Raw genomic sequence first — 14,958 nt, 5'->3', positions numbered from 1 at the left:
AGCCGTCGCCGCGCGGCGGGATCAGGCGGTCGCGCGGCTCGCCCCGCTGTGCAGCGGAGACATCGTCAGCATGGAAGCGGCTTCCTCCGTTGGCAGATCGATGTGGACGATGAGCCCGTGCGGCACGGCGTTCAGCAGCCTGGTCTTGCCGCCGTGAGCCCGGACAATGTCGTCGACGATGGAAAGCCCCAGGCCGAAGCCGGTTCGATCGGCGGACGTTCGGGCATTGTCGGCCTTGAAGAACGGCTCAAGCACCCGCGTGCGCAGGTCGGCGGGCAGGCCGGGACCGTCATCCTGGACGCTGATGCGCACTGTGCTTCCCTCAACCACGGAGAGGGTCACCGTGATACGCTGCGCAAACTTGGTGCTGTTTTCGACGAGATTGGTCACCGCACGGGCCAACCAGCGCGGCTTGCAGCGATAGGCAAACCGCTCGGGGCCCAGGTATTCGACATCGTAGCCCATGTCCGTAAAGTCGGCGCAGACCGTTTCCAGCAGGCTCGGCAGGTCGGCGTTCAACAGCTTTTCGGCGCCCATCTCCTTGCTGAGGTAGATCAGCGTGTCATCGATCATGTCGCTGAGAATGGCGATATCGGCGAGGAAGGATGCCTTGAGGTCCGGCTGGTTGGATCGTTCGGCGCGCAATCTCAGGCGCGTCAGGGGCGTGCGAAGATCGTGGCTGATGGCCCGCAGCATGCGGGTGCGATCCTCGATCATGCCCCGGACGCGGCTGCGCATGTCGTTTAGCGATTTCGCCAGCGTCTGGACCTCGGCCGCTCCGCTTTCTTCAAACGGACGATCGGGGCCCTCGTCGGGCCTCAGGGTCTCGGCAGCCTCGGCAAACTTCAGAAGCGGGGCGGTGATCATCGATGCAGCGCAGAGCGACAGGAAAAGCACCGGCACGATCACCACGACAACCTTGATCATGAGGTTGATCTGCTTGTTGGTGATCCAGGTGTCGGGTGGAGCAGGCGCCGGCCGGAACGCCAGGGCGCGGCCGTCGCCGGTCGCCACCACCAGCACGTCGTTCAGCCTTCCGGTCGATGTCTCGGCCCGAAAACTCGTGAGGATGGCTTCCGGCATGTTCTTTCTCACAAGCTGCCGCGGGTCCCGGCGCGCGACCTCCACCCTGGGGTCGGGTGTCAGTTCGGCGGGCGAAACCTCTTCCACCTGAAGCCCGGTCTTCGAAACGATCGCCAGCAGCGCTGCTAGACGTTCGGGCGTATCGGCGGTACGCACCTGCTCGGTCACCATCTCTATCTTGACCGCCGTGCCGCGCGCATAGGACAGGCGTTCGGGCTCGTACAGCGTCATCGGCTCCGTCAGGATCGTCAGGATCGCCACGATCAAGACCGGCACCATTACCGATGCCGCAATCTGCCACCGTATCGATCCGGCTCTCATCCGCTTCAGCATCATCAACGGATCTCCACCCTTGGCGTGAACAGGTAGCCACCGAGGCGAACCGTCTTGATGAACGTCGGCTCGCGGATGTTGGGCTCGATCTTCTGGCGAACGCGGCTGACATGAACATCAATGCTGCGCTCGACCGGTCCTGCGAGACCGGCATGCGTCAGCCCAAGCAACTGCTCGCGCGTCATGACCCGGCCCGGATTGCGGCAGAAGGCCAGCAGCACGTCGAACTCCGCCGTCGTCATCGACACGTGCACGCCGTCCGGGCTGATCAGTTGACGCGGGACGGGATCGATCAACCATCCCGCAAATTCCATCGGGCCACGGGGTGCGCGCTGATCGGCGCTGTAGGAGGCCCGGCGCAGCAGCCCCTTGATCCGCGCCATCAATTCGCGGGGGTTGAACGGCTTGGTGATGTAGTCGTCGGCGCCGAGCTCTATGCCGACGATCCGGTCGACGTCGTCCTTCAAGGCGGTCAGCATGATGATTGGCGTGACGGAGACGGCCCTCAGGCGCCGGCAGATATTGAACCCGTCTTCCCCGGGCAGCATGGCGTCCAGGACGATCAGGTCGAATGACTGTTTCCGCATCACGGCGTCCATGTCGGCTGCGGATCCCACCGCGACGGCGCTGAAGTTGCTGTCGCGCAGCATCTCGACGACCATCGAGGCGATCTCCTGATCATCCTCGACCAGCAGAATGCGCGAACCGGTTTCCGGGGCGACGAGATGCAGATGAGCGCTCATGGTGTGCCTTATGGTCAGGGCGACTGACGAACATACTCACGAAACAGGCGGGCGAGGTCACGGGAATATTTGTTTTTAAATATTAAGCCGGAACTGATCCGCAGCACGCGAGACGGGCTGGATCAGCCACTGACCCGCACCACGACCCGGTCATTGACGGCACCACCCCATCTCTTAGCATCACGGAACCCGAAGCGGCCTCACCCTGTGAGACAGCGGCCGAGAGACTGGGGGCTGAGAGAAACGGCCGATCGACCCTCGTCATGCGGCGTAACGGTTGCGCAACATAACTTCATCAGCCGCCTTTCTTTTGTCCGGCTTTCGACATCGCGTGGTTGGAAAACCAACCTACATCAGGGTCTGCAACAGGAACAACACGATGACCGAGACCGACCTGACGATCACCGAGATCCTGAGAGACCCCATGATCCGGCTCATGATGCGTGCCGACGGCGTCTCGCTGGAGGCCATGGAGACCTTGCTGGCCGATGCTGCCCTTCGGCAGCGAAGGTCGTTGCTGGCCGGCGGCGAGCGGCAGGAGGTTGCGCGCAACATTGCCGGCAAGTCACAATCCAGAATGTGCCGGCAACAGGTGGACGCGCTCACGCAGGCATGCCTGTAATGGCTTGCGATCGCGGGTTTGCCGCCTGATGCGGCGATAGCCGCTCAACGAGCCGAGGCGCAGCTCGATCGTCCCCAGCGGGGGCCGGCATTCCTTCCGGCCTCCACCATCCATTTGGGCCACGGTTGAGCTCTTCTCAGGGCGAAGGTGAGGGTGCCGCCTTCGCCAGCGCCTTGGCGACGAAGATGGTCGATCCCTGGCCCTTGTCCCAGTCGTTGGTGAAGATCAGCAGTTCGTCGGTGCCGGGCCGGATGACCATGGCTGTCGAACGCAGGTTGTGCCCCTCGTCGCGGCCGGGCAGCAGATACTGGCCGATTGGAAAGCCGAGCGGGTTCATCACCATGATCCGGCCCTGGCCGTACATTGCCACATAGACGTTGCCGTCGGCATCGATGCGCAGCGAGTCCGGGCCGCCGCCGACGAAATTGTACACCAGTGACGATCCGAACGGCGCGATGGTGGTGGCGTTGGCCAGCGAGATGCGGTGCAGCCGGCCGCCGGCCAGTTCCGTCACCCAAAGCGTCTTGCCGTCCGGGCTGAGGCTTACGCCGTTGGCGATCCGCAGGTTGGGCACCACCAGCACCGGCTTGCCGCCACTCGGGCCGATGTAATAGACGCCGCCGCTCGGTGTGCTCGATCCGCCCTTGAAGTCGGTGAAGTAGAAGCCTCCGTCCTTGTCGAAGACCAGGTCGTCGGGCAGAAAGCCGTCGTTTCGGGAGACCACCGTCTGGACGTCCGTGCCGTCAGGCGCCATCGTCACGACCGAACCCCTCGACCCGAAGTCGCCGAGTTCGGCCATGTAGATGCGGCCGCTTGGGTGGACGGCGAGACCGGCCGGGCGAAGTTCGGCATCCGGCACGAAGCTCGACAGCTGCTTGTCGGGCGTCAGGCGAAAGACCGTTCCGCCGAAAACCTCGCAGAACAGCAGGTCGCCCTTCGCATCGAAGGTCGGGCATTCGAGCTGCAGGCCCTTGTCGGAGACCTTGAGATATTCGCGGGCCTCGACCGAGGGCAGATCAGCTTCCGCCATCGGCAGTGGTACGACGCTTCGCAGTGCCCTGGGAATATCCAGGGCAGGAAGCGTGGACTTGTCATCGGCTGCGTGAGCTGCGGCACCGATCAGGATCAGTGCCGCCCCCAGAGCCGACATGCGTAGCAGTCGGTTCATCGTTTTCTCCTCCCATAGTCTCTCTGCCGAGCGGCTGGATCAGCCGATCAGCTTCAGGATCGCCGGAACGCTCAGGATCGCGGCGTAGTAGCCCATGAACTGGACACCGGTGTTCATGCCGAGCACGCGGTAGAGCAGGCCGCCGACGAGGCCGACGGTGACGATCACCAGCAGTGCCAGCAATCCGCCCTCCCAGAGGCCGATGACCAGGATGAGGCCCACGAAGGTCGCGATGATCGCTTCATGGCTGATGTATTTGGCGACGAAGGCTGCGGCGCTGCGGGCGTGGTTCATCGCGAATGGGTAGGCAATGGCTGCGGCGATGACGACGGAGATCAGTCCCCAGATGAGGAATTCCGACACCGACATCATCGTGTGCAGGTTGTTGACGACGCCGGTGCCGGCATCGACCGTGAAGCGCGGCGGCGCGTTGAACAGCGGTGCTGCCGGGCCGGCCGCAACCGGGCTCAGCGGCAGCCCGAAGGCGATCAGCGGGATCAGCGCTTCGGCGATGTAGGTGGATTCGGTCACGCCGTTCCGCACCGCAAGCACCGAGGTCAGGCGATGGTAGGCGTGCTTGATGCGCGCGCCAACGATCTCGCCGGCGATGACGGTGACGGCGACCGGGCTGAACACAAAGGTGGCGCTGGTCACGGCAGCGGCTGTCGCAGTCGTCACCACCTGGCTCCGGTCGAGCACCCGGAACGGGTTGGGGAAGTAGCCGCCCCAGCCCTTCACGTCTGGCGCAAGCGTCGTCTGCCGCAATTCGCTGCGGTTCATGCGCTTGCTCTCAAGTGGCGAGACGGCGGAAAACAGTTCCGCCACCAAAGGCCCGACGGCGATGCCGAGGAAGTAGCTGACGCCGAGCTTGATGTTGTGCGTAGCGGTGAAGCCCTGCAGCGCCACGATCAGCAGCGTGAACGGGATCAGCGCCAGGACGGACGCCCAGCGGCCGGCCGAGAAATAGGCGATGATGAGCGCCGCACCGATGAACAGCCACGGCGCGGAGGCGGTGATGTAGGTCCCGAACGGTGCCAGGATGACAGCGAACAGCACCGCCAGCGGCACGGCGATGAACGCCGATATGACGGAACCAGCGAGCATCTTGCGCAGTGCCACGTGCGGCGCACCCAGATTGCGAAGCGCCGTCGCCTGCTGCAGAAGCGGCAGTGCCAGGGTGTCGCCGGGAATGCCCAGCAGCGCAGTCGGCACCGCATGCGTCATGTGCTTGGAAACCGCCGCGCACATCCAGAAGGTGAAGACGGCGACCGGCGGCGCACCGAGAAGAACGACGAGAAGGGTGACAGGGGCAATCGTGGTGGTTTCGTCCGTTCCCGAGATCAGGCCGATGGCCGAGAACAGGATGGCCCCCAGGAGGCCGAGGGACACCGCCATGACGATTTCGTAAAGCATGCCGTCCATTGGTCACTCCCCCTGCCTGACAGCGCTGCTGCGGTCCTGATATGTCTTGAACAGATCGTAAAGCCCGACCTCACGCATCTCCTGCACCACGACCGGCGGAAGATCCTCCACCCGGCCGATCGGCCCGCCCTCCTGTTCGAGCTGCTCCAGGACGTCGGCCTGCCAGGCGGTCCCGGTCTGCGCCTGTTCGACGACGACGCGCTTCGGCGCAAATATCCGCGAGCATACGGCGCCGCTGATTACCGAGCCGAGGATGCCGGCAAGCATTGCCAGCGCCTTGCCGACGGCCGGCGTGGCAGCCATCGGCGCAATGGCGGCAAGCGTCGCGTAGTAAACCGCGACGCTCAGTATGGCGCCGATGATCATGGCCTTGGCGAGCTGTGGCCGAGACACGACGTCTCCCCAGATCTCGGCAAGCTGACCATGCGCGCCGGCGGCGCGCACAACATTATCGTCTGTCATTGAAAAAACCCTCCCCAAAAAAATCGGCCGGTCGGCCGGTCAAAAAATGGCCAGCAAGTGGCGCGGCGCCGGGCAAAGCTCCTCCTTCGCCCGGCCGCCGGTTTCAGCTTCATCTTCGCAGCTCGGCCAGGATTTCTTCCGCGCGCGTGGAGCGGACGTCGTGATCGGCCGCCAGCCGGCGGGCCACCGCGTCGATCTCCGATCCCACGGCACCGGCACCGATTGCAATGTTGCGGGCGTGCAGCGCCATGTGACCACGCTGGATACCTTCCGTGGCAAGCGCCCGCAGAGCCGCCATGTTCTGTGCCAGGCCGACGGCCACCGTCACCTCGGCCAGCTCGACGGCGGAGCCGACATTGAGGATCTGCAGCGCGGCCTGGGCTGCCGGATGCGTCTTGGTCGCACCGCCCACCAGCCCAAGCGCCATCGGCATCTCGATGGTGCCGACGAGCGTACCCTTGGCGCTGATTTCCCACGTCGTCAGCGAGGTGTAACGACCCGAACGGGCGGCATAGGCGTGCGCACCGGCTTCGATCGCCCGCCAGTCGTTGCCGGTGGCGACGACCACAGGATCGACGCCGTTCATGATGCCCTTGTTGTGGGTCGCGGCCCGATAGGGATCGACGGCGGCGAATTCGTAGGCATCGACGATGCCTTCCATCATCCGGCGACCGGAGAATTCCTTGGTGACGAGGGCGTCCTCGGTCAGCTCGATGCGGGCGCGTGCCAGCCGCAGATCCGCGAGGTTCGAGAGGATGCGGAGCCGCACTTCACCGCCGGTAATCCGTTCGACGATCGGTGCGATGGCTTCCGCCATGGTGTTGACGGTGTTGGCGCCCATGGCGTCGCGAACGTCGACAAGCAGATGCAGCACGACCATCGGTCCGCGCGATGTCGACGGGAAGACATGAACCTCGATGTCGCGGCAGCCGCCGCCGAATTTGACGAGGACCGGGTCCTTGGCATTGGCAGAGGCGACGATCTCGTCGCGCGCGGCAAGGATCGCCAATCGCGCACCGTTCGGATCCGTCAAGCCGATGATCTGTACCTGGGCGCGCATGATCGGCGCCGTCGACGACGTCTGGAAGCCGCCGCAGCCGCGGACGATCCGCGCCATGTAGGAGGCTGCAGCAACGACCGACGGTTCCTCGACCGCCATCGGCACGAGATAGTCCCGGCCGTTGACCATGAAATTCGTCGCCACGCCAAGCGGCAGCTGGAAGGTGCCGATGACGTTCTCGATCATTCCGTTGGCGCGCTCGACGGACAGCGCGTCCGGTGCGGACAGAACGGCGCGTGCCCCGTCATCCATCATTGTCGCCGCGGCGACCTGATCCAGTCGCTCCGCGGGCGACAGGTTGCGCATGTTCTCGATGCGCGAAGTGGCGGTCTTCTTTGTCAATGGCTCACTCCCAAACCAACTCAACTGGACTTGCGTCAGGTGCGAACTGTCCTAGAATATGCACAAGAAGCAAGGGACAGTTGGCCGGTTTGTTCCAGGCACTGTCCCAGCCGGAAGGTGGGACGATCGATGAAGGTGGTCGACAGTATCGTCGCTCATGTGAGCGGGCAGATTGCTTCCGGCCTCTACAAGGCCGGCCAGAGGCTGCCCTCGGTTCGCGGCGGCGCCGAGCAGTTCGGCGTGTCGAAGAACACCATGGCGGACGCCTATGACCGGCTGGTGGCGCGCGGTCTGGCGGTCGCGCGGCAGGGATCGGGCTATTACGTATCGGAGAACCGCCCGGCGCCGGTGTTCCGCAACCGGCCCGACGTCACCGAGGCCACCAGCATCATGTCGCTGCTGCGCGAACAGCTCGACCAGAACTACCAGACCCGCCCGGGAGACGGACGACCTCCGGCAAGCTGGACGGAGGACGCCGACATGCGCCGCATCCTGCGCACCAGCCGCAACGCGACTGCCGAAGTGGATTTCGGCTATGGCAGTTCCTGGGGGCTCGGCGCGCTGCGCGAATGGCTGCGGACGTCGCTTGCCGAGCGCTCGATTACCACCGAGGCGGACGGGGTGATGCTGACCAGCGGCGTCAACCACGGCCTCGACCTGATCATCCGACACTTCCTCGAGCCCGGCGACACGGTGTTCGTCGACAGTCCCGGATACTACCCGCTCTATGCCAAGCTGCGGCTGGCGAAGGCGAACGTCGTCGGCATCCGCCGCAACGAGGATGGTCCCGATCTTGACGATCTGCGCCAGAGGCTTGCGGTCCAGCGGCCGAAACTGTTCTTCACCCAGAGCCAAGCGCACAACCCGACCGGCGGCACGCTGTCGCCGGCTCACGCCTTTGCCCTGCTGCAGATGGCCGAGGTGCACGATTTCCGCCTCGTCGAGGACGACATTTTTGCCGACCTTCTGTCTCCGACCCTGCCGCGGCTGGCTGCCTTCGGCCAGCAGCAGCGGGTCCTCTATGTCGGATCGTTTTCCAAGACCCTGTCGGCCAGCCTGCGCTGCGGCTACATCGCCGGAGCGCCTGAAACCATCCGCAGTCTCGTCGACCTGAAGATGATCACCATGGTCGCCACGTCGCTACATGTGGAGCGGGTCGTGCTCGAGATGATCGAGAGCGGTCAGTACCTCAAGAACCTCAGACGCCTGCGTGGCTGGATCGAGGATGGCGCCAAGGCCACCGCGCAGGCTCTCTCGGATGTCGGCCTGGAGGTGAAGCTGCCCAAGGTGCAGGGCTTCTACATCTGGGTCCCGCTGCCACCCGGCATCGACGAGACCGCCTTCTGTCGCCGCGCCGCCGAGAGCAACATCTTCATCGCCCCGGCAAGCGTCTTCTATGCCGACCGCGAGGTTCCGGTGCCGCCGGCAATGCGGGTGAACGTCGCCTATGGCGCGGATCCGCGCTTCTGCGCCTTCCTGGCCAAGGAAATCAAGACAGCATGAATTGGAGTTCCCATGGATGATATTCGCCTTGTAGAGGTCGGCCCTCGTGACGGACTGCAGAACGAGGCCCGGCCGCTCAGCGTCGCCGATCGCGTCGAGATGATCGAGGGGCTGATTGGCGCGGGTCTGCGCACCATTGAGGCCGGCAGCTTCGTGTCGCCGAAATGGGTGCCGCAGATGGCCGGATCGGGCGAGGTGCTCTCCCTGCTCGGCCGGCGGGAGGGCATCAACCTGCCGATGCTCGTGCCCAATCTCAAAGGCTTCGAGTCAGCACGCGACGCGGGCGCCGAAGAGATCGCGATCTTCGCGTCGGCCTCCGAGACCTTCTCGCAGAAGAACATCAACTGCTCGATCGACGAAAGCTTCGAGCGCTTCGTGCCGGTTCTTGAAGGTGCACGCGCGGCCGGCATGCGCGTGCGCGGCTATGTGTCGTGCGTCCTCGGCTGCCCTTATGAAGGAGAGGTAGCGCTATCGTCGGTGGTCGATGTGGCGCGCCGCCTTCATGACATCGGCTGCTACGAGATCTCGCTGGGCGATACGATCGGCACGGGCACGCCGAGGGCTGCCGCCGCCATGGTGAAGGCCGTTGCCGGAGAGATCCCGATGTCCGCCGTCGCACTTCACGAACACAACACCTACGGCCAGGCGCTCGCCAACATCCTCGCCTGTCTCGATGCCGGCGTCAGGGTGTTCGATTCCTCCGTCGGCGGGCTGGGCGGCTGCCCTTACGCCAAGGGTGCTACCGGCAATGTCGCGACCGAAGAGCTGGTGTACATGCTCGAAGGCATGGGGATCCGCACCGGCGTTGATCTGGCAAAGCTTGCGCAGGTGGCAATCGACACTGCGGCAAAGCTTGGCCGCGATCCCGTGTCACCGATCTCGAAGATCATCGCCGCTAGGGCGTAGAGTACCAGGGCAAAAGGCCGGCTTTTCCCTGCGCTAGGCTGTTTCGATTAGCGGCGAAAAACATGATCTCCACCCCAGATGCTGAGAGTATCGCACCGGCAATCCTGCACATACCCGGACCCCCTGTACTCCCCGGATCGCCTCACACTCCGTCATCCTCGGGCCTGTCCCGAGGATCCGCGACCGCAGAGCCTGGGCGATCTGCGTTGTCCATGGGAGCAAGACCCGCTGTCCCGAAAGCAGCGAACCCGCGGTAGATCCTCGGGGACAAGCCCGAGGATGATGGCGTCAGTGCGAAGCTTATCGTCAGTTGGCCGGGTGCGGCGGGCTTGACCAGAGCATAACGCCGGAGCGCGAGGCATGCCGGCGTCAGAGTACGGCTTGTCCGGTTTCGCTGTCATCGAAGTCAGAACTGCCAGCCGGCCGGGACCCAGGCATAGCCGCCGTCGGTCTTCAGCATCCGGCCAAGCCCCGGGAACGGATAGTGGAAGCCGAGCACCGGCAGCTGATCGGCAGCCGCCCTGTCAAAGATCCGGCGGCGGGAGGCGAGCGCCGTCTCCTTGTCGCGATCGGGGCCGGGACGCCAGGAATTGTCGATGTTGACGACCGGGTGATAGGCAAGGTCTGCCGTCAGCAGCAGCTGATCATTGCCGGAATGGACGAGGAAGGTCGCCATGCCCGGCGTATGCCCAGCTGCCACGATCGTCGTCAGGCCCGGGACGATTTCGGCGCCGGCCTCGTAGAGCTCGATATCGCTCCGCAACGGTTCAAGGCTGCTCTTGATGGCGGCGCCAAAGCGCAAGCGGAACTCCTGTGGCACCGGCATATAGGAGAGGTCCGGATCGTTGCGGACGAAGAACTCCCAGTCTGCCCTTGGCACGAAGACGGTGGCGCGCGGGAAAGCCCTGCCGCCGTCGGCGGTCCTGAGGTTGCCCACATGGTCGGGATGGGTGTGAGAGATGACAACGGCATCGATATCTTCCGCACCAAGACCGATCGCCGCCAGGTTCTGAAAGATCCGGCCGGCATTCGGACCCATGGTGCCGCCGGCACCCGCTTCGATCAGGATCCGCCGGCCGCCGGTCTCGATCAGCAGGGTATTGAGGTTGAGCGTCATGTGGTCGGCGGGCAGGAAGGCCCGTCGCAGCACCTCCTGAAGCTCCGCTTCCGGCGCATCGCTTGCGTAGACCCGCGGCGGTCCCCCGATTACGCCGTCGCTCAGCACAGTTGCGCTGATCTCGCCGACCTTGAAGCGGTAGTGGCCGGCATTGCCGCTGACCGCGGACCTGGCCTGCGCGGTCGCGACACCGCTGTTGCCAGTGGCCACCAGGGCCGATGCTCCGGCGACCGCCGACAGCATGATGGCCCGTCTGTTCAGTGTGAAGGCGTTCATCGAGCTTCCCTTTATGTCTGAGGCGTTGCCCGCCACGCCTCAGCGCGACAAGGTCCAAGCGTCCGGATCAATGAATTCCGAAGTGCCGCTGTTGATAAGAAAGCCAGCATGACACGGCAGATTTGCGCTGATAAGCTAGGCAATACCGCTCAGCTTGATTAGGCGTGCTTCGCAATGAACCAACTTCGCCTGGATAGTTTCGATGTCTTCGCCGCCATTGTCCGCTGTGGCGGCTTTCGCGCCGCAGCTTTGGAGCGCGGCGTGTCGTCTTCGGCGCTCAGCCAGACGATCAACGCGCTGGAAGAAGCGCTCGGCATTCGCCTCCTCAACCGGACGACCCGCAGCGTCTCTGTGACGGAGGCCGGTCAGCGCCTGCTCGATCGCCTTGGGCCGGCGCTGAGCGACATCCGGCTTGCGATCACCGAGGTCGATGACCTGAGGGACAGCCCGTCTGGCACGCTGCGGATCAACGCGCCGGCGCCCGCGGTCGATCACCTCCTGTGCCCGCTGCTGTTCGACTTCATGGAACTCCATCCCGCGGTGAATATCGAGATCGTCAGCGATGCCGCGGTCGTCGATATCGTCGCGCTCGGATTCGATGCCGGCGTGCGGTTCGGAAAGCAGCTGGCGCAGGACATGATCGCCGTGCCGCTGGGTCTGCCGCTTCGCTATGCGATCGTGGCCGCGCCTAGTTATCTGGAGCGGTATGGACGACCGCTGACGCCGCACGACCTCGTCCGGCACGACTGCATACGGCGGCGTTTTCCGGGCGGCAGGCTGGTGTCGTGGAAGTTCCAAAAGGGCGACGAGGAGATGGATGTCAGCCCCGCCGGACGCCTGACCCTCAGCTCAGCCCATAATGAGCTGCAGGCGGCGCTGGCGGGACGAGGGATCGCGCATGTGTTCGAGGATTATGCACGACCCCATCTCGCCGATGGCCGGCTGGTCGAGATCCTCTGCGACTGGAGCGCGACGCTACCAAGCTGGTTCTTGTACTACCCGAGCCGCCGGCTTCCGGGCGCCGCCATGCGGGCGTTCCTGAACTATTTGCACGCCTACCGCTGGCCAGCCACCGTACAAACGTCCGCCTGATGACGCTTTTCGCTCCGACCGGGCGTTACCGGCGGAGGGCTCATCATCGGGTCTCATCTGTGCCCTCGCGACGCAATCGGAACTCAGCCGCCGCCTCACACTCCGTCATCCTCGGGCCTGTCCCGAGGATCCGCGACCGCAGATCCTTGGACGTCGTCCGTCCGGCAAGATCCGCCGCGTCGAAAACGGCGAACCGGCAGTAGATCCTCGGGCCTGTCCCGAAGATGACGGCGTCAGAGCGGAGCTTGTCCGCAAGGTCGCTTCAACGGTCGCCGGGGCCGGTTTGGGCCGCAGCGGCAGGCCCTGCGACCGCCCGTCAGGCGGCCGTCAGTCCCGGATGTCTCTGAGTGCTCTGCCAGTCGATGTGCCGCTCCAGCGCTTCGCCGTCTCCATCGAACAGGTGGCAATCGGCAGCGCGGATGCCGGTACGCACCGGCTCGTCCACCTGGATCGGTGCCGAGCCGGGCAGGAGCGCGCAGTAGGGTTCGCCGGTCGGCAGCGCCGCATAGGCCACCGTATTGACGCCCAGCCGTTCGATCACCGACGGCGTCACCTCGAGGTTGAGGTCGCCCGACGACAGCATCGTGTGTTCCGGGCGGATGCCGAGTGTCAGCGTCTGGCCAACGAGTTCGGCGCGCGGCGTAACGGGGATCGTCACCCGCTCGCCGCGATAGCCGACGGTCATGCCGTCAGCGGTCGCCGCCTCGCAGACGACCGGCAGGAAATTCATCTTCGGATTGCCGATGAAGCCCGCGACGAACAGGTTCTGCGGCTTGTGGTAAAGCTCCAGCGGTGCACCGACCTGGGCGATCCGGCCACCATCAAGCACGACGATCCGGTCCGCCATCGTCATCGCCTCGACCTGGTCGTGGGTGACGTAGATCATCGTTGCCTTGAGGTCGCGGTGAAGCTTGGTCAGCTCGATGCGCATGTCGGCGCGCAAGGCGGCGTCGAGGTTCGACAGCGGTTCGTCGAACAGGAAAATCTTCGGCTCGCGGACGATGGCGCGGCCGATCGCGACGCGCTGCCGCTGGCCGCCGGACAGCATGCCCGGCTTCTGCTGCAGGCGTTGTTCAAGCTGCAGGATCTTGGCGACCGCACCCACCTTGTCGCGGATCTTGTCCTCCGCCAGCCCCTCGACGCGCAGCGGAAAGGCGATGTTCTCGAACACCGTCATGTGCGGATAGAGCGCATAGGACTGGAAGACCATGGCGATGCCGCGCTTGACCGGCGGCAGATCGTTCACCCTGACACCGTCGATGACGATGTCGCCGCTCGTGGTGGAATCGAGACCGGCAATCATGCGCAACAGCGTGGACTTGCCGCAGCCGGACGGGCCGACGAAGACGACGAACTCGCCGTTCATCACTTCGAGCTGCACGCCCTTGAGCACTTCGAAGTCGCCGTAGAACTTCTGCACCTTGTTGAGGAAGAGCTGTATCACATCGGTCTCCGGTCGCCGAAGCGGGCGGCGTTGGTCTGGACGAAAAAGGGGTGCGGGTCAGCGACAGAGGCCGGACCCGCTCCGGAAAGGGACTGTCGCAACGGCAAAGACCGTCGCGACAGCAGGCAGGGACAGGCTTATTTGTACTCTTCGATCGCGGCCGAAGCCTTCTTCAGAGCATCTGCCGGTTCGGCCTTTCCAGTCACGACGGACTGGACCATTTCGATCATGGCGTTCTGGAAGCCCTTGTAGTCCTTGAAGAGCGGTTCGGGGCCACCGAGCGGAATGCTGTCGATGAATGGCTTCCAGTAGGGCTTGTCCTTGACAAGCTGATCGACCCGCGGCGAGGGCCGAAGCGGCGCAAGGCCTGCATCCGTGGTCAACTCATATTCTTCCTGCGGACCCGGCGAGGTAATGAATTTGGCAAATTCGATCGCCTTTTCCTCGACGCCCGAACCCTTGAAGATCGCGAGGCTGTCGGTGATGAGGAGAGTCCCCGGACCCTTGGCAGACGGTCCCACCGGAATAGTCGTAACGCCCCACTCGAACTTCTTCGACTCCAGCAGGCGGTAGGCAGCACCCGTACTGTTCTGGATCATGCCCGCCTTGCCATCGAGAAAGACGGCGCGGATTTCGTTCTGTTCGTATGCCGTGGCACCTTCAACAGAATAGGGCGTGATGTCCTTGTAGGCCTGAAGCGCCGCCAGAACGTCCGGGCTGTCCATGACGATCTTGTCGCCATCGATGATCTTGCCATTGTTCGTGTACACCCAGTGCAGGAACTGGTGCATCGTGTTGTCGAAGGTCTTGGCGGGCAGACCGTATCCGGCGATCCCCGTCTTCTCCTTGATCTGCTTGGCAAAAGCAACTTCTTCAGCCCAGGTCTTGGGTGGCGTTTCGGGATCGAGCCCAGCCTGCTTGAAAAGATCCTTGTTCCAGAACAGAGCCTTGGTCGAGAAGGCGACAGGCACGCCCCACTGGGTGTCATCGAAGGTCACGGTGTCAACGATGTTGGGGTAGTAGCTCTTCTTTTCCTCATCCGTCATCGGCACGGGAACGATCAGGTCGTTCTCGGCGAATTCCTTCAGAGTGCGCGAGCCGACATAGGCCATCGCTACGGGATTGCCCGCAGCGGCCAGCGTCGTTGCCTTGTCCTGGCACTGTTCCCAACCGACGACTTCGGGCTTCACGGTCCAGCCGGCGTTCTTGCCTTCCCATTCCTTGATGTATTTCTCGTGGATCGGATCGATCTTGTCGCCGCAATAGATCCAGCTGATCTCCTGGTCCGCGGCCTGTGCCGGAACAGCCGTGCCGAGCATGCCGAGCGCGGTCGAGCCGAGCAGCGACAGGGCCAGCAGCCCGGTCTTGAAGTGAAATGTCATGTT

General features: G+C 64.1%; 13 protein-coding genes. 4 read left to right on the top strand and 9 right to left on the bottom strand.

The window, feature by feature from the left end; genetic code table 11:
• Positions 1 to 21 precede the first annotated feature (21 nt).
• Both ACR65N_RS08090 and ACR65N_RS08085 read right to left on the bottom strand, forming a co-directional pair.
• Complete coding sequence (locus ACR65N_RS08090) at positions 22 to 1,419, bottom strand: ATP-binding protein (RefSeq protein ID WP_440456545.1); 1,398 nt, start codon at positions 1,417 to 1,419, stop codon at positions 22 to 24.
• Positions 1,419 to 2,159 (bottom strand): response regulator, encoded by a 741-nt coding sequence (locus ACR65N_RS08085; RefSeq protein ID WP_430307005.1) that lies wholly within the window; start codon positions 2,157 to 2,159, stop codon positions 1,419 to 1,421. Before ACR65N_RS08085 ends, ACR65N_RS08090 begins: the two co-directional genes overlap by 1 nt.
• A 379-nt stretch (positions 2,160 to 2,538) precedes the next feature.
• Between ACR65N_RS08085 and ACR65N_RS08080 the strand changes: the two genes are divergently transcribed.
• Positions 2,539 to 2,781: a hypothetical protein gene (locus tag ACR65N_RS08080; protein WP_430307004.1), complete on the top strand. Its 243-nt coding sequence runs from the start codon at positions 2,539 to 2,541 to the stop codon at positions 2,779 to 2,781.
• A 136-nt stretch (positions 2,782 to 2,917) separates the two neighbouring features.
• On the opposite strand, the gene ACR65N_RS08075 is transcribed toward ACR65N_RS08080, so the two are convergent.
• The 4 genes from ACR65N_RS08075 to ACR65N_RS08060 all read right to left on the bottom strand — a co-directional run bounded on the left by ACR65N_RS08075 (position 2,918) and on the right by ACR65N_RS08060 (position 7,235).
• Positions 2,918 to 3,949 (bottom strand): SMP-30/gluconolactonase/LRE family protein, encoded by a 1,032-nt coding sequence (locus ACR65N_RS08075; RefSeq protein WP_440456544.1) that lies wholly within the window; start codon positions 3,947 to 3,949, stop codon positions 2,918 to 2,920.
• A gap of 39 nt (positions 3,950 to 3,988) precedes the next feature.
• A complete protein-coding gene (locus ACR65N_RS08070) occupies positions 3,989 to 5,371 on the bottom strand; it encodes a tripartite tricarboxylate transporter permease (protein ID WP_440456543.1) in 1,383 nt (460 codons plus the stop codon).
• Between the two features lie 3 nt (positions 5,372 to 5,374).
• Positions 5,375 to 5,833 (bottom strand): hypothetical protein, encoded by a 459-nt coding sequence (locus tag ACR65N_RS08065; RefSeq protein WP_430307001.1) that lies wholly within the window; start codon positions 5,831 to 5,833, stop codon positions 5,375 to 5,377.
• 109 nt (positions 5,834 to 5,942) lie between these two features.
• Positions 5,943 to 7,235, bottom strand: coding sequence for a hydroxymethylglutaryl-CoA reductase, degradative (locus ACR65N_RS08060; protein WP_440456542.1), 1,293 nt, complete (start codon positions 7,233 to 7,235; stop codon positions 5,943 to 5,945).
• Between the two features lie 129 nt (positions 7,236 to 7,364).
• Between ACR65N_RS08060 and ACR65N_RS08055 the strand changes: the two genes are divergently transcribed.
• Both ACR65N_RS08055 and ACR65N_RS08050 read left to right on the top strand, forming a co-directional pair.
• On the top strand, positions 7,365 to 8,738 hold the full coding sequence (locus ACR65N_RS08055; RefSeq protein WP_440456541.1) for an aminotransferase-like domain-containing protein: 1,374 nt from the start codon (positions 7,365 to 7,367) through the stop codon (positions 8,736 to 8,738).
• Between the two features lie 12 nt (positions 8,739 to 8,750).
• Positions 8,751 to 9,644 carry a hydroxymethylglutaryl-CoA lyase gene (locus ACR65N_RS08050; protein ID WP_440456540.1) on the top strand — a complete coding sequence of 298 codons (894 nt, stop codon included), beginning with the start codon at positions 8,751 to 8,753 and terminating at the stop codon, positions 9,642 to 9,644.
• A gap of 406 nt (positions 9,645 to 10,050) precedes the next feature.
• Here ACR65N_RS08050 and ACR65N_RS08045 read toward each other — a convergent pair whose 3' ends face one another.
• Positions 10,051 to 11,037: an MBL fold metallo-hydrolase gene (locus ACR65N_RS08045; protein WP_440456539.1), complete on the bottom strand. Its 987-nt coding sequence runs from the start codon at positions 11,035 to 11,037 to the stop codon at positions 10,051 to 10,053.
• Between the two features lie 174 nt (positions 11,038 to 11,211).
• Here ACR65N_RS08045 and ACR65N_RS08040 point away from each other — a divergent pair, with 174 nt between their 5' ends.
• Entirely contained in the window at positions 11,212 to 12,129 is a 918-nt protein-coding gene (locus ACR65N_RS08040) for a LysR family transcriptional regulator (RefSeq protein ID WP_440456538.1), read from the top strand.
• Positions 12,130 to 12,445: 316 nt separating this feature from the next.
• On the opposite strand, the gene ACR65N_RS08035 is transcribed toward ACR65N_RS08040, so the two are convergent.
• Together ACR65N_RS08035 and ACR65N_RS08030 are read right to left on the bottom strand one after the other, a co-directional pair.
• Positions 12,446 to 13,573 (bottom strand): ABC transporter ATP-binding protein, encoded by a 1,128-nt coding sequence (locus ACR65N_RS08035; protein ID WP_440456537.1) that lies wholly within the window; start codon positions 13,571 to 13,573, stop codon positions 12,446 to 12,448.
• Between the two features lie 137 nt (positions 13,574 to 13,710).
• Positions 13,711 to 14,955: an ABC transporter substrate-binding protein gene (locus ACR65N_RS08030; protein WP_440456536.1), complete on the bottom strand. Its 1,245-nt coding sequence runs from the start codon at positions 14,953 to 14,955 to the stop codon at positions 13,711 to 13,713.
• Positions 14,956 to 14,958 lie beyond the last annotated feature (3 nt).

The organism is Rhizobium sp. SAFR-030, from assembly GCF_059415005.1.
This window is presented reverse-complemented; position numbering and strand designations above follow the sequence as displayed.

Coding starts and splice junctions, on each gene's coding strand:
- ACR65N_RS08090 (WP_440456545.1), bottom strand. CDS start 1,419: ATGATGCTGAAGCGGATGAGAGCCGGATCGATACGGTGGCAGATTGCG.
- ACR65N_RS08085 (WP_430307005.1), bottom strand. CDS start 2,159: ATGAGCGCTCATCTGCATCTCGTCGCCCCGGAAACCGGTTCGCGCATT.
- ACR65N_RS08080 (WP_430307004.1), top strand. CDS start 2,539: ATGACCGAGACCGACCTGACGATCACCGAGATCCTGAGAGACCCCATG.
- ACR65N_RS08075 (WP_440456544.1), bottom strand. CDS start 3,949: ATGAACCGACTGCTACGCATGTCGGCTCTGGGGGCGGCACTGATCCTG.
- ACR65N_RS08070 (WP_440456543.1), bottom strand. CDS start 5,371: ATGGACGGCATGCTTTACGAAATCGTCATGGCGGTGTCCCTCGGCCTC.
- ACR65N_RS08065 (WP_430307001.1), bottom strand. CDS start 5,833: ATGACAGACGATAATGTTGTGCGCGCCGCCGGCGCGCATGGTCAGCTT.
- ACR65N_RS08055 (WP_440456541.1), top strand. CDS start 7,365: ATGAAGGTGGTCGACAGTATCGTCGCTCATGTGAGCGGGCAGATTGCT.
- ACR65N_RS08050 (WP_440456540.1), top strand. CDS start 8,751: ATGGATGATATTCGCCTTGTAGAGGTCGGCCCTCGTGACGGACTGCAG.
- ACR65N_RS08045 (WP_440456539.1), bottom strand. CDS start 11,037: ATGAACGCCTTCACACTGAACAGACGGGCCATCATGCTGTCGGCGGTC.
- ACR65N_RS08040 (WP_440456538.1), top strand. CDS start 11,212: ATGAACCAACTTCGCCTGGATAGTTTCGATGTCTTCGCCGCCATTGTC.
- ACR65N_RS08030 (WP_440456536.1), bottom strand. CDS start 14,955: ATGACATTTCACTTCAAGACCGGGCTGCTGGCCCTGTCGCTGCTCGGC.